The sequence below is a fragment of the Streptomyces sp. P1-3 genome, assembly GCF_050613155.1.
GTDB lineage: Bacteria > Actinomycetota > Actinomycetes > Streptomycetales > Streptomycetaceae > Streptomyces.
The window spans coordinates 2,477,612-2,491,292 of the sequence record NZ_CP192512.1; the positions used below are offsets into that span (position 1 = coordinate 2,477,612).

A 13,681-nucleotide genomic window follows, 5' to 3' on the forward strand; every position below is an offset into this window, starting at 1 on the left:
GCCAGGAGTCCCACGGCGTGCGCTCTCACGCCGTACGGCGCGCGCCCCGCGGTCTCACGCCGTGCCGGCGGCGGCCGCGTCCGCGGCCATCGCCTCGCGCAGGCTCTTCGGCCGCAGATCGCTCCAGTTCCGCTCCACGTAGTCCAGGCACTCCTGCCTGCCATCCTCGCCGAACACGATCCGCCAGCCGTCGGGAACCTCGACGAACGACGGCCACAGGGAGTGCTGCTCCTCCTCGTTCACCAGAACGTAGAAGCGGCCATCGGCGTCGTCGAACGGATTGCTGCTCATCGTCCACTCCAATTCACGTCATTGAGGATTCGCCGACCTGCGGGCAGTGAATTGCCTCCGCGTACTCCACCAGGTCGAAGTGCACCTTCCTCGGCGATCGAGTCCCGCGTCAACTCATCGCCGACGACACCGCGTTCCGCGAGCCGGGAAAAGGGTGGGGCCCGGTGCTGTTTCCAGCACCGGGCCCCACCCTTGGGTGTCCCGCTGACGGGACGGTCGCGGCGAGTCAGCTCATCGCGCGGGCTCCGTGACCCGCGCCTGGCCGGGAATGCTGCTGCCGGTCAGGGCCAGGAAGACGTCGTCGAGGTCGGGGGTGTGCACCGTGAGCGCCTCGGCCTCGACCGCGGCGTCCTCCAGCCGGTCGAGCACGGCGCGCAGCGCGGGGATGCTGCCGTCGCTGGGGATCTGGAGGGTGAGCGCCTCGTCGTCGCGCATGGGCTGGCCCAGGGCGCGGGCGGCGGCATCGAGGCGGTGCGCGTCGGTGAACTGGAGGCGGATGTGCCCGCCGGGGACGCGGCGCTTGAGCTCGTCGGCGGTGCCCTCGGCCACGATCTTCCCGCCGTCGAGGACGGCGATCCGGTCGGCGAGCACGTCGGCCTCCTCCAGGTACTGGGTGGTGAGGAAGATGGTGGTGCCGTCGTCGGTGACGAGGTCGCGGGTGATCTGCCACAGGTTGCGGCGGCTGCGCGGGTCGAGGCCGGTCGTCGGCTCGTCGAGGAAGATGATGCTCGGCTTGCCGACCAGGGTCATGGCGAGGTCGAGCTTGCGCCGCATGCCGCCGGAGAAGGTGGAGGCGGGCTTGTTGGCCGCCTTGGTCAGTTCGAAGCGCTCGAGCAGCTCGGCGGTGCGCCGCCTGCCCTCCTGGCGCGGCAGGTGGAGCAGGTCCGAGATCAGGAGCATGTTCTCCTCGGCGGTCAGCAGGCCGTCCACCGCGGCGAACTGCCCGGTGACGCCGATCTCGGCGCGCACCGCGTCCGGGTTCCGGTCCACAACGTGCCCCGCGACCTGTGCCTGACCGCCGTCCGCGGCGATGAGCGTGGACAGGATCTGCACGGTGGTGGTCTTCCCGGCCCCGTTGGGGCCGAGCAGCGAGAAGATGGTCGCCTCGGGCACCTCCAGGTCGACCCCGTCGAGTACGACCTTCTCGCCGTACGCCTTGCGCAGTCCGACGGCGCTGATCCCCTTGGTCTGTGCGGTCATGGTGCTGGTGGCGGTCATCGCGCCCCTCCTTTTCGTAACTGTTGCGAAGGTCGTTCTCTGGAAGTCATGAGCGGTACGCGCGGCGGATCACGATGTCGCCGAGTACGGTGCGGGCGCGCACCTCGACGGTCTCGGCGCACTCGCCCGGCCCGTCGGCGGCGCCGAGCGAGGTGTGCACCGAGCCCGCCCGGGAGTTGATGTCGAGCCAGGCGGCGGTGCCCGGGTGGATGCCGACCTCGAAGTCGCCGGCCTGGGTCTGGAGTTCGACGGTGCCCCGGATCACCTCGTGGATCCGGGTGCTGCCGTTGGCGGCCTTCGAGGAGACGGCGCCGTGGGCGCGGCCGACGAAGACGTTCCCGTTGGCCACCCGCAGCCGCAGTTCGCCGGCGACGTCGTCGATCCAGGCGTTCCCGTTGGAGCTCTTGATCTCCGCGGTGCCGACGATCTCCCCGATCCGCACCTCGCCGGAACCGGTGGTGACCTCGGCGTCGCCCGCGGCACGGCCCACGGTGATGTCCCCGTGCTGGGTGCGCAGCCGCACCGCGCCCGCCTCGTCGAGCACGATGTCACCGGCCGTGACCTTGAGGCTGCACTCGCCCAACGGCCCCTCGCAGGTGAAGTCGCCCCTGCCGGCGGTGCCGTCCAGCCGCGAGCCGCGCGGCAGCGCGATCTCCACGTGGACGGCGCCGGGGTCGCTGAGCGGTGTCGGCCCCTTCGGGGCCTTGACCAGCAGCCTGCCGCCCGCGTACTCGACCCGGGTCAGCTCCGCGGCCCGCGTGTCGGCCTTGCTGTCATCTGAGCCCGGGTACACCTCGACGACGGTCTCCGCGCGGTCCCCCGCCGTGATCCGGGCGGCGCCGACCTCGATATGGACCGTGGCGCTGATCGGTTCTGGGGTGTCAAACATGGGCACGGCTGCCTCATCCTCGTGGTTGGGCCGGGCGGAGACAGCCGGCGTACGGCGTGAGGTCCATGCCGCCATCATGGCACAGTCGTGGCGCCATGGCGAGCCATAGTGGCACCACGTGCGCCACGGCGACCAGGACCGGCCGAGCGGCGCGGCGACCGGCGACACGGCCGGCCACCGCGGGCCGGATCCCCAACCCGCAGCTCAAACCGGACTTTTAACACCTCATGCCGTTATAGCGGGCCGCCGTGGCCGAGGTCACAGGAATAGCGATGAACCGGTGACCACATCGTGGCGCCGCATAAGCATTGCGTCAGTTCGGTTACCCCATGCTTTTCCGTCACGCCATTGTGCAAGATCTCCATTTCGCTGCGAAAGAGATCCAAAGCGCAGCGTGACATAAATACCGAGTCAAATCGGAAATGGATCACCGGCGCATGTCACGCGGCTTGTGACCGCGAAATTCTTCCGCTTACGGTGGCCGCCGCTCCCGCAGCCATAGAGGCTCGGGAGACCCGAAGCCGGAGCGCCGAATCCTGCCGCCGGCCAAGGAGAAACGACGACGCATCACGGCAGGAGCGGGGGAACCAGGTAAGTGCCGAGTCGCGGACAACCCGCGAACCGGCTTGGGGTGAAGACGCGTTGCGGTGGCGGTGAATGCCGCCCGATGACGCGGCCGGGCAACTCCAGCCCGAACCCGACAGCTCACCTCGCAGGCGTAGGAGAGGAACACCCCTATGTCTGCTCGCGGACGTCACCGTCGCTATAACCCCGGCCGAATCGCCAAGGTCTCGCTCGCGCTCGCCGCGAGCGGTGCCGGTGTGGCCCTTCCCCTCGTCGGCGCCACGTCGGCCAACGCCGCCTCCGTAGAGACCTGGGACAAGGTCGCGGACTGCGAAAGCACCGGCAACTGGAGCATCAACACCGGTAACGGCTTCTTCGGCGGCCTGCAGTTCACGCAGTCCACCTGGGAGGCCTTCGGCGGCACCAAGTACGCGCCGCGCGCCGACCTGGCCACCAAGGACCAGCAGATCGCCATCGCCGAGAAGGTCCTCGCCGAGCAGGGCCCGGGCGCCTGGCCGGTGTGCTCCGCCAAGGCCGGGCTGGCCCAGGGCGGTCCCGCCCCGGCGATCTCCCCCGACGGTGCGAAGGCCGCCCCCGCGGCTGCCCCGAAGGCCGCGGCTCCGAAGGCCGAGGCGCCTAAGGCGGCGCCCAAGGCCGGCCCGAAGCACGCGAAGCCCGCCGCGCCGGCGCAGGACGAGACCTACACCGTCGTCAGCGGCGACACGCTGTACAAGATCGCCCAGACGCACGGCGTCGAGGGTGGCTGGCAGGCCGTCTACGAGGCCAACCGCGAGGTCGTCGGCGGCAACCCGAACCTCATCTTCCCGGGTCAGGACCTGTCCCTGACCGAGCAGGCCGCCGAGCCGCGCGCCCCGAAGCACGCCGCGCCGAAGCCGGCCGCCCCGAAGCCCACGGCCCCCAAGCCCGCCCCGGCGCACACCGAGGCCCCGGCCGCCACCGGCTGGACCGCCCCGGTCGACGCCGCGATGGGCACCCCGTACCACCAGGCCGGCAGCGCCTGGTCCAGCGGCTACCACACCGGCGTCGACTTCCCCGTCGGCACCGGAACCGGCATCAAGGCCGTCGGCTCCGGCACGGTCGTCTCCGCCGGCTGGGGTGGCGCCTACGGCAACCAGGTCGTCATCCGGCACGAGGACGGCAAGTACAGCCAGTACGCGCACCTGTCGTCCCTGTCCGTCACGGTCGGCGAGACCGTGAACGGCGGCGAGCAGATCGGCCTGTCCGGCACCACCGGCAACAGCAGCGGCCCGCACCTGCACTTCGAGATCCGCACCGCCGCCGGCTACGGCTCGGACGTCGACCCGATCGCCTACCTGCGCGCGCACGGCGTCAGCATCTGATCCTCCCGGCACCAGCCGACGTCGATCAGACAGCGCTCCCGCGTCGTCACAAGACCCACGCCCGAGGCTTCCGGCCCGCACTTCCCCCCTGCGGCGCCGGACGCCTCGGGCGTCGGACTTTCCCGGGTGGGACATCACTCCTGTGGGGGGCTCTCCTCGGGGAGGCCGTCCTCCGGGGGGCCCTCCTCGGGCAGGCTCTCCCACGCCTCGCCCTCGGCCCGTAGCTCGTAGCCTCCCGCTTCCGCGATCGACCGCGCGTGCGCCCGGCTGCGGAGCGCGACCTCATGGGTCTCGCTCTTGACCTCCGCGTGCACGCCCGCGGTGTCCGTGATCGCCTCGATCGAGTGCGTCTCGTAAACGACGCGCCCTGGCTCCACCGCGCTCCAGACCACGTACATGCTCGCTGTCATCGGGCTCACTCCCCGAAGAAGAGTCCCCTGAAGGTCCCCTGTCCTTCATGATCCCACCGATGGGGGGCGGCCTCCCGCCGTCTGCGCCATACGGGCGGATCCGGGTACCGGAACGTAGGCGTTCCGGTACCGACGGTGTCACCCGCGCTCCGCACGCCCCACCCGGCCCAGTACCCCCGCGCTGACCAGCGCCAGCACCGCCAGCGCTCCTCCGCACCACATCACGCTGGAGAGCGCGATCTGGTCGGCGGCCCGGCCGCCGAGCAGCGCGCCGAGTGAGATGGCCAGGTTGAAGACCGCGACGAACAGGGCCGAGGCCGCCTCGGGCGCCTCCGGTGCGGAGCGCAGCACCCAGTTCTGGGCGGTGACGGAGACGCCTCCGTACGCCAGACCCCACAGCACCAGCAGCACGACGGCCCCGGCGGTGGTCCGGCCCAGGAGCGGGACCAGCAGCTCGGCCGCGGCCAGCAACGCGCACAGGACCATCAGCGTCCGGCGCGGGTCGCGGTGGGCCACCGAACCGGCCAGGAAGTTCCCGGCGACGCCCGCCACTCCGTACACCAGCAGCAGCGTGCTGATCAGGCCCGCCCCGACGCCGGACACGTCCTCCAGCACCGGCCGCACGTACGTGTACGCGCCGAAGTGCGCCACCACCAGCAGCCCGGTGGTGACCAGCCCGGCCCGGAGGCGGGCGTTGCGGAACAGCGCGGACACCTCGCCGAGCCGGACCGGGCGGTCGGCGGGCAGCGGAGGCAGCAGGACGGCCATGGCGACCGTGACGGCCAGCGCCAGCGCGCAGACGCATCCGAACGCCGCCCGCCAGCCGGCCAGGTCGCCGATCAGCGTCCCGGCGGGCACCCCGAGCACCGAGGCGACGGCGACGCCGCTGAAGATCAGGGAGGTGGCGGCGCCCGCGGACCGCTCGGGCACCAGCCGGGCGGCCAGACCGCCCGCGATGGCCCATACGCCGCCGATGCTGACGCCGACCATGACCCGGGCGGCGAGCAGAACGGGGAAGGTCGGCGCGAGGGCCGACACCAGATTGGCGACGGCCAGCAGGCCCATCAGTCCGCACAGCACCAGCCGCCGGTCCAGTCGGCCGACGGCGACGGCCAGCAGCGGGGCGGCGACCGCGGCGACCAGGCCGGGGACGGTCAGGGCCAGCCCGACCGTGCCGTCGGAGGTCCCGAGGGTGGCGCCGATGGAGGTGAGCAGGCCGACCGGCAGCATCTCGGTGGTGACGACGGAGAAGATGCCGACGGCGACCGTGCCGACGGCGAGCCACGCCGTTCGGGACCGGCGTGACGCGTCGTCGGAACGCGACGCCGCGAGGGTGATTTCCGTAGCTTCGGACATGTCTCCAGCGAACAACCGTGCCTGTCCGGGAACAACGGCCAACCGCTCAGCCTTCTATGAGTGAGAGTCATCGATCTGTTTCACGCAGGCGCGGAGGGAGGGGAACTCAGGGGTGGCAGCCACCGACCGGAGCGGCGGCGGCCTGGAGACGCGCGAGCTGGAGTGCTTCCTCGCCCTCAGCGAGGAGTTGCACTTCGGGCGCGCCGCCGAGCGGCTGTACGTCACACAGAGCCGGGTGAGCCAGCTCCTTCGCTCGCTGGAGCGGCGGATCGGCGCCCGGCTGCTGGACCGCACCAGCCGCCGTGTCCGGCTGACCCCGCTCGGCGAGCGCTTCCTGGCCGAGTTGCGGCCCGCGTACGCCGCCCTGCGCGGCGCGGTGGACTCCGCGCGGGCGGCGGCCCGCGGCCTTGAGGAGCCGCTGCGCCTGGGCTTCCTGGGCACGGCGGACGAGTGCGTCATGGGGGTGATCGCCGACTTCCGCGACCGGCACCCGGGCTGCGAGGTGGAGACGGTCGAGATCCCGCTGGGCGACCCGTTCGGCGCGGTGCGCTCCGGCGCGGTGGACGCGGCCATCGTCCTGCTGCCGGTCGCCGAGCCGGACCTGATACCGGGTCCGGCCTTCTCACGGCAGCCGCAGACCCTGGCCGTCTCGGTGCGGCACCCGTTCGCGGCGCGGGCGTCGGTGTCCGTGGAGGAGCTGGCGGACTCCCGGCTGATCGGCCCGACGGCGCCCGCGCCGGACTACTGGCGGGAGGCCATGGCCCCCACCGTGACGCCGGGCGGGCGGCCGATCCCGCGCGGGCCTCAGGTGCGCACACTCCAGGAGGGGCTGACGTACGTCGCGGCGGACCGGGGCACGATGCTGTGCTGCGCCCCGACCGCGCTGCACCAGGGGCGCAGGGATGTCGCGTTCGTGCCGGTCACCGGCGCGCCGGACTCGGTCCTGGGCCTGGTGTGGCGGCGTTCCCACGAGACCGAGCGAATACGGACGTTCAGCCGGACGCTCGCGGACGCCGTTCGGCCGCGTCATACGGACGCCGATCCACCCGGTAGCGCGAACGCCGTAGGGCCGCGTGACGCGGACGCCACAGGGCCGCGTCATACGGACGCCGTGGCGCCCCATGGCGAGGTCAGCCTTCCACCGCGCCGCGAGGACGCCCTCCCATCACGCGGAGCGGACGGCGTTCCGCCGCATGGCGCGGGCAGCGTTCCGCCGGGTGGTCGCGGCGTGGGGGCGGGCGCGCGCGTCTGAGGCCCTCGCCGGAGCCGAGCCGCTACATTCCCCGCCATGACCGCCGCCGCAGCACCGACCACCACCGCTCCCCCGGTGCTGCTCCGGCCCCCCAAGCGCCGTGGCACGGAGCTCGCGCTCCTCGTCGGCGCCGTCCTGATCTGCGTCTTCGGCTATATGACCGTCGGCTTCGCCGTCCGCGGTGCCTTCCCGCCCGACGCGGCCCGGTACGGCTCCGGGCTCGGTGTGCTCGCGCTCGCCGCCCATCTCACCGTCCGGCTCCGCGCCCCGTACGCCGATCCGCTCCTCCTCCCCATCGCCTTCCTCCTCAACGGCCTCGGGCTGGTCCTCATCTACCGGCTGGATCTCGCCACGCCCGGTGACCCCGCCGCCCCGACCCAGCTCGTCTGGTCCACCCTCGGCATGGCGCTGTTCATGGCCGCCGTGCTGAGCCTCCGGGACCACCGGGCCCTCCAGGCCTACGCGTACGTGTGCGTCGCCACCGCCCTGGCCCTGCTCACGCTGCCGGTCTTCTTCCCCGCGATCAACGGCGCCAAGATCTGGGTGCGGGTCGCCGGGCTGTCGTTCCAGCCGGGCGAGTTCGCCAAGGTCCTGCTCGCGGTGTTCTTCGCGGCCTATCTCGCGGCGGGGCGGCACGCGCTGGCGCATCTCGGCCGCACGATCGGCCCGCTGCGGCTGCCGCCCGGCCGGGTGCTCGGCCCGGTCGTCGCGATCTGGCTGGTCAGCGTGGGCGTACTGGTCCTGGAGCGGGACCTGGGCACCTCGATCCTGTTCTTCGGGCTCTTCGTCGTCCTGCTGTACGTCGCCACCGGCCGCCTCGGGTGGATCGCGGTCGGCCTGCTGCTGGTGGCGGCCGGGGCGGCGGCCGTCGCGTCCGTGGAACCGCATGTCAACGAACGGGTACGGGACTGGCTGCACCCGTTCGCGGGCACCGAGTCCGGTGCCGGCGGCGCGAACCAGCTCGCCCAGTCCCTCTTCGCGTTCGCCGCGGGCGGCGTGCTCGGCACCGGTCTGGGCGAGGGCCACTCCTCCCTCATCGGCTTCGCCATGAAGTCCGACTTCATCCTGGCGACGGTCGGCGAGGAGCTGGGGCTGGCCGGTCTGACGGCGCTGTTCCTGCTGTACGCGCTGCTGATCGCCTGCGGCTTCCGAACCGCGCTTGTCCTCCGCGACCCGTTCGGCAGGCTGCTCGCCGCCGGTCTCGCCGCCATCCTCGCGCTCCAGGTCTTCGTCATCGCGGGCGGGGTGACCGGCCTGATCCCGCTGACGGGGATGCCGATGCCGTTCCTCGCCCAGGGCGGCTCCTCGGTGATCACCAACTGGATCATCATCGCGCTGCTCATGCGGCTCAGCGACAGCGCCCGCGGACAGCCCGGACGGCCCGAGGAGCCGGGGCGGCCGGGACGCCCGGGCCGCTCCGGACTGTCGGCGGAGCCGCGGCAGTCGGCGGGCCCCGCGTGACCCGCCGCGTGTCGGGGGCCGCCGCGTGACCCGCTGCGTCCGGCACACCGCCGTCTTCTGCCTTCTGCTGCTGCTCGCGCCCCTGGTCAACGCCGCCCGGATCCAGGCCCTCAAAGCGGACGAGTACGACGACAACCCGGCCAACCGCCGCCGGACCATCGCCCGCTACAGCCAGCCGCGCGGCGACATCCTGGTCGGCGGCGTACCCGTCACCGGCTCCACGGACACCGGCCAGCGGCTGCGGTACGAGCGCACCTACCGCGAAGGACCCCTCTACGCGCCCGTCACCGGCTACGCCTCCCAGAGCTACGGCGCCTCGCTCCTGGAACACGCCGAGGACGCCGTCCTCACCGGCACCGATCCGCGGCTGGCCCTGCTGCCGCTGTGGGACGACCTCACCCGGGCCCGGCAGCCCGGCGGCGCCGTGGCCACCACCATCGACCCCGCCCTCCAGCGCGCCGCGTTCGCCGTGCTGGGCCGGCGGAAGGGCGCGGTCGCCGCCCTCGATCCGGGCACCGGACGGATCCTCGCCCTGGTCAGCACCCCCTCCTACGATCCGGGCCGGCTGTCGGGCAACGGGGCGGCCGTGACCCGCGCGTGGCAGCGGCTGACCGCCGATCCCGACCGGCCGATGCTCAACCGGGCCCTGGGCCGGACGTATCCGCCCGGCTCCACGTTCAACGTCGTCACGGCCGCGGCGGCGCTGGAACACGGCACCGCCGCCGACGCCGACGCGCGCACCGGCACCCCCAACCCGTACCACCTGCCGGGTACCCGCCTCATGGTCCGCGACCGGCCGCGCGAGTGCGCCCACGCCTCGCTGCGCCGCGCCCTGGCCGTCTCCTGCGACAGCGTCTTCGCCGCGCTGGGCGTGCGGACCGGGCCGGCCGCGATGGTGGCCACCGCCGAACGCTTCGGCTTCAACGAGCCCGGTCCGGCGGTTCCGTCGCCGGTGGCCACGAGCACGTTCGACCGGCGGACGCCCCCGGGGCGGCTGGCGCTGTCCGCCATCGGGCACGCGGGCGTCGCCGCCACTCCACTCCAGATGGCGATGGTCGCCGCCGCGGTCGCGGGCGGCGGCAATGTGCCGCGGCCGCACCTGGTGGACCGGTTGACGGACGGAGACGGCGCGACGGTGGCGGTCACCCCGCACGCCGTCGCGCACCAGCCGATCAGCCGGCGGACGGCGGCGGAGCTCAGGCGGATGATGGTCGGCGCGGTCACCGACGGCACGGCCGGGCCGGCCGCGGTGCCCGGGGCCACGGTGGGCGGCACGACCGGCACGGCGCGGGACGGGACGCGGCGCGGGGCACGGGACGGGGCACGGGACGGGGGCACGCCGTACGCCTGGTTCATCGGCTGGGCGCAGAAGGAGGGCGCGCCGCTGCCCGCGGTGGCGATGGCGGCGGTGGTGGAGGCCCCGGCGGCGGACCGGGAGACCGACGGGGCGACGGAGGCGGCACGGGTGGCGGGACCGGTGCTGCGGGCGGCGGTGCGCGGAACACGCCCGTAGCAGGGCACCGTGCCCGCAGCCGGGCACCGACACCGGCTGACCGTCCTCAACAGGGCGAACCCCGAAGCCGTGGTTCAGGCAGTGCCGTAGAGTCCGGCCAACTCGGCGATGGCGCGGGTCATCTCCTCGCGCGCCTCGGAAGGGCCGACGACCTGGACGTCGGCGCCGAACTGCAGCAGGTGGCGGACCGCCTCCACGACGGGGTAGACGACCTCCACCCGCAGCCACTCGTCGGTGCCGGCCTCGGGGACAGGTGGCCCGGTGAAGTAGCCGCCGGCGATGCGGGTCACCATGTCCAGCCGTTCCCGGCGCATCCGGACGGCGATCGTGACGCCGCCGCTGCGGTCTTCCACCTCGCGGCGCAGGTCGTACCAGACCTGGGTCAGCTCCGCGCCGGGTCGGCGGCGCGCTGCGGCCTCGACGACGCTGACCTGCGACAGCCGGTCCGCGCGGAAGAGCCGCGGCTTGCCCCTGTGGTCGGCGACCAGATACCAGGTGCCGGCCTTGGCCACCAGCCCGTAGGGGTCGACGGTGTAGGTGCGCAGCGCGGTCTGGCCGCTGTGGCGGTAGCGGACGCGCAGCCGGCGGTCGCTGAGGACCGCGGCGTACAGGGCCTCCAGGTCGCTCTCGGGGCGGGGTGCGGCATGCCAGCGGTCGGGTTCGACGAGGATGCGGCGGCTGGTCGACTCGGCCGCCGGGCGGTGCGGGGCGGGCAGCGCGGCCATCACCTTGCGCAGCGCGGAGCCGAGGGCCTGGTCGAGGCCGAGCGCCGAGTGGGCGCTCTGCGACGCCAGCACGAACAGAGCGCGCGCCTCGTCGGTGGTCAGGCCTGTGACGTCGGTGCGGAAGCCGTCCAAGAGCCCGATGCCGCCGTCCTGGCCACGCTCGGCGTACACCGGGACGCCGGCCGCCGACAGCGCTTCGACATCGCGGTAGATGGTGCGCCGCGACACCTCCAGGCGCTCGGCGAGCTCCTTGGCCGGGACCAGGTCACGGTGCTGGAGCAGCAGCACGATCGAGAGCAGGCGGTCGAATTTCACCCGCGCAGAATATGACGGCGGATGTCATATAAGCCCGTCAAGATCGCTCCCGTTGGCACCGACGAAGGAGCAGGATCGTGGAGCGTCACGACATCGAGACCCTGGCCGCCCGTATCGAGGGACCTGTGCTGTTGCCCGGCCAGGAGGGCTTCGACGAGGAGCGGACGGGCTTCAACTTCGCCGCGCGGCACCGTCCGGAGGTGATCGTCGGCGCCGCGCGGGCGGAGGACGTGGCGGCGGCCGTCGCCTTCGCCGCGGCGCACGGCCTGCCGGTAGCCGTACAGAACACCGGGCACGGCTTCTCGGTGGCCGCCGAGGGCGGACTGCTGGTCACCACCCGGCGCATGGCCGCTGTCCGCGTCGGCCCCGAGACCCGCAGCGCGCACGTCGCGGCCGGCGCCCGCTTCGAGCAGGTGATCCCCGAGGCGGCACGGCACGGCCTGGCACCGCTGAACGGCTCCGCCCCGCACGTGGGCGTAGTCTCCTACACCCTGGGCGGAGGGCTCCCGCTGCTCGGACGCAGCCACGGCTGGGCGGCCGACCAGGTGCTGGCCATGGACGTGGTGACCGCCGACGGGCGGCTGCGCCACGTCACCCCGTACGCCGACCCGGAGCTGTACTGGGCGCTGCTGGGCGGGCGGGACAACTTCGGCATCGTCACCGGCATGGAGTTCGGCCTGGTCCCGGTGGCCCGGCTGTACGGCGGCGGGCTCTTCTTCGACGTCGAGCAGAACCCCGGGATCCTGGAGGCGTACCGGCAGTGGACCGCCACGGTGCCCGATGAGATGAACTCGTCGGTCGCACTGATTCCCTTCCCGGACGACCCCCAAGTGCCCGAGCCGATGCGCGGACGCCACGTCTGCCACGTGCGGATCGCCTTCACCGGCTCCCCCGAGGCCGGCGAGCGGATGGTCGAACCGCTCCGCCAGGCCGGTCCCCGGCTGCTGGAGAACCTGCGCGACATGCCCTACGAGCAGAGCGCCGACATCCACGACGATCCCCCGGTCCCGATGCCGTGGGCCGCCGACAACGCCTTCCTGGCGGACCTGGACGGCGACACGGTCCGTACGCTCCTCGACCACACCGGCCCCGGCACGGCGCTGCCGGCCATCGTGGAACTGCGCCACCTGGGCGGTGCGCTGGCCCGCCGGCCCGTACACCCGAACGCCGTCGGCCATCGCGACGCACGCTTCATGCTGGCGGTCCTCACCCCCTTGATCGGCGTCTCCGCCACCGACGCGCACGCGTTCCTGGAGCGCGTGTTCAAGGACCTGGAGCCCTGGACCAGCGGCCGGTTCCTCAACTTCATGGGCCACGGCGACACCGCCGATCAGGAACGGATACGCACCGCCTACACCGCGGACGACCACAGGCGGCTGACCGCGCTGAAGGCCGACTACGACCCCCGGAACGTCTTCCGCCTCAACTACAACATCCCGCCGCGCACCACCCGGTGACGTCGACCGCTTGGAGACCTCATGACACCGTCATCCGCGGACGTCGCCCCGACCGATCCCCACCTGTCGGCGCATACTCCGCTGCGCCGGATCCTCGCCATGGACGCGGCCGGAATGATCGTGTTCGGGCTGGTCTACGTCTTCGCCTCCGGCCCCCTCGCCCGGCTGCTCGGCGTCGGCGGCGAGCTGGTACTCACCTCCGGCGGCCTGATGCTGACGATCGGCATGGGCGTCGCTGTGCTGGCGGGCCGCGCTCGTCCGCCCGCCGCATGGGTGCGGCTTGTCGTCGCGATCGGAGTCGCGTGGGTGGCGGCGAGCGTCGCCTCCCTCGTCCTCGACTGGTGGGACCCCAACGCCGCCGGCACGGCGTGGACGATCCTGCAAGCCGTCCCCGTCTCGGTGTTCACCGTCCTGCAACTCGCCGCACTGCGCGGCACGACCTGACCCACCGCTACCCGGCCCGCGCCGAGCGGGCCAGGCCGCGCCACCCGATCTTGGAGTCCCCATGACCATAGAGAGCCAGCCGGTGAACGCGCCGGGCTCGTCCGTCACGTTCATCAACATCTTCGAAGTAGCCGCCGAGCACCTCGATGCGTTCATCGCCCAATGGGAGCAGCGCGCCGCACTCATGAGCACCAAGCCCGGATTCCTCGACTCCCGGCTGCACCGGGCCCGTTCGTCGGAGACCCGGTTCCAGCTCGTCAATGTGTCCCACTGGGAAAGCCGGGAGGCGTGGGAGGCCGCCACTGCGGACACCGAGTTCCGGGAGCGCACCCGAGCGGCGGGCGAGGACCCGCAAACGCCGATCACGTCAAGCCCGGGCCTGTACGACGTCGCCGTCGAGTTCTTCGCGTAGCAGCGGAGCCGAG

Annotated in this window: 13 protein-coding genes and 1 riboswitch; of the genes, 7 read left to right on the top strand and 6 right to left on the bottom strand. The window is 72.8% G+C overall.

The window, feature by feature from the left end; genetic code table 11:
• Positions 1-54 precede the first annotated feature (54 nt).
• The 3 genes from ACQUSR_RS10085 to ACQUSR_RS10095 all read right to left on the bottom strand — a co-directional run bounded on the left by ACQUSR_RS10085 (position 55) and on the right by ACQUSR_RS10095 (position 2,398).
• Positions 55-291 carry an MbtH family protein gene (locus ACQUSR_RS10085; RefSeq protein WP_431042224.1) on the bottom strand — a complete coding sequence of 79 codons (237 nt, stop codon included), beginning with the start codon at positions 289-291 and terminating at the stop codon, positions 55-57.
• 231 nt (positions 292-522) lie between these two features.
• Entirely contained in the window at positions 523-1,509 is a 987-nt protein-coding gene (locus ACQUSR_RS10090; protein ID WP_431042225.1) for an ATP-binding cassette domain-containing protein, read from the bottom strand.
• 46 nt (positions 1,510-1,555) lie between these two features.
• On the bottom strand, positions 1,556-2,398 hold the full coding sequence (locus tag ACQUSR_RS10095; protein ID WP_431042226.1) for a DUF4097 family beta strand repeat-containing protein: 843 nt from the start codon (positions 2,396-2,398) through the stop codon (positions 1,556-1,558).
• Positions 2,399-2,948: 550 nt separating this feature from the next.
• Positions 2,949-3,130: riboswitch (cyclic di-AMP (ydaO/yuaA leader) on the top strand.
• A gap of 5 nt (positions 3,131-3,135) precedes the next feature.
• Here ACQUSR_RS10095 and ACQUSR_RS10100 point away from each other — a divergent pair.
• Positions 3,136-4,323, top strand: coding sequence for a transglycosylase family protein (locus ACQUSR_RS10100; protein WP_431042227.1), 1,188 nt, complete (start codon positions 3,136-3,138; stop codon positions 4,321-4,323).
• A 134-nt stretch (positions 4,324-4,457) separates the two neighbouring features.
• On the opposite strand, the gene ACQUSR_RS10105 is transcribed toward ACQUSR_RS10100, so the two are convergent.
• Both ACQUSR_RS10105 and ACQUSR_RS10110 read right to left on the bottom strand, forming a co-directional pair.
• Entirely contained in the window at positions 4,458-4,733 is a 276-nt protein-coding gene (locus ACQUSR_RS10105; RefSeq protein WP_431042228.1) for a hypothetical protein, read from the bottom strand.
• 138 nt (positions 4,734-4,871) lie between these two features.
• Positions 4,872-6,089 (bottom strand): MFS transporter, encoded by a 1,218-nt coding sequence (locus ACQUSR_RS10110; RefSeq protein ID WP_431042229.1) that lies wholly within the window; start codon positions 6,087-6,089, stop codon positions 4,872-4,874.
• Between the two features lie 112 nt (positions 6,090-6,201).
• On the opposite strand from ACQUSR_RS10110, the gene ACQUSR_RS10115 reads away from it, so the two are divergent.
• The 3 genes from ACQUSR_RS10115 to ACQUSR_RS10125 are packed head-to-tail and all read left to right on the top strand — an operon-like array spanning position 6,202 to position 10,315.
• Entirely contained in the window at positions 6,202-7,341 is a 1,140-nt protein-coding gene (locus ACQUSR_RS10115) for a LysR family transcriptional regulator (RefSeq protein WP_431042230.1), read from the top strand.
• 36 nt (positions 7,342-7,377) lie between these two features.
• Complete coding sequence (locus ACQUSR_RS10120; protein WP_431042231.1) at positions 7,378-8,802, top strand: FtsW/RodA/SpoVE family cell cycle protein; 1,425 nt, start codon at positions 7,378-7,380, stop codon at positions 8,800-8,802.
• A gap of 25 nt (positions 8,803-8,827) precedes the next feature.
• A complete protein-coding gene (locus tag ACQUSR_RS10125; RefSeq protein ID WP_431042232.1) occupies positions 8,828-10,315 on the top strand; it encodes a penicillin-binding transpeptidase domain-containing protein in 1,488 nt (495 codons plus the stop codon).
• Positions 10,316-10,389: 74 nt separating this feature from the next.
• On the opposite strand, the gene ACQUSR_RS10130 is transcribed toward ACQUSR_RS10125, so the two are convergent.
• The gene (locus ACQUSR_RS10130) at positions 10,390-11,355 is read right to left on the bottom strand and encodes a helix-turn-helix transcriptional regulator (RefSeq protein ID WP_431042233.1); all 966 of its coding nucleotides are present in this window, start codon (positions 11,353-11,355) and stop codon (positions 10,390-10,392) included.
• A gap of 77 nt (positions 11,356-11,432) precedes the next feature.
• On the opposite strand from ACQUSR_RS10130, the gene ACQUSR_RS10135 reads away from it, so the two are divergent.
• The 3 genes from ACQUSR_RS10135 (at position 11,433) to ACQUSR_RS10145 (ending at position 13,668) form a co-directional block, all read left to right on the top strand.
• On the top strand, positions 11,433-12,812 hold the full coding sequence (locus ACQUSR_RS10135; RefSeq protein ID WP_431042234.1) for an FAD-binding oxidoreductase: 1,380 nt from the start codon (positions 11,433-11,435) through the stop codon (positions 12,810-12,812).
• A 21-nt stretch (positions 12,813-12,833) separates the two neighbouring features.
• A complete protein-coding gene (locus ACQUSR_RS10140; protein ID WP_431042235.1) occupies positions 12,834-13,256 on the top strand; it encodes a hypothetical protein in 423 nt (140 codons plus the stop codon).
• 61 nt (positions 13,257-13,317) lie between these two features.
• Positions 13,318-13,668: an antibiotic biosynthesis monooxygenase family protein gene (locus tag ACQUSR_RS10145; protein WP_431042236.1), complete on the top strand. Its 351-nt coding sequence runs from the start codon at positions 13,318-13,320 to the stop codon at positions 13,666-13,668.
• Positions 13,669-13,681 lie beyond the last annotated feature (13 nt).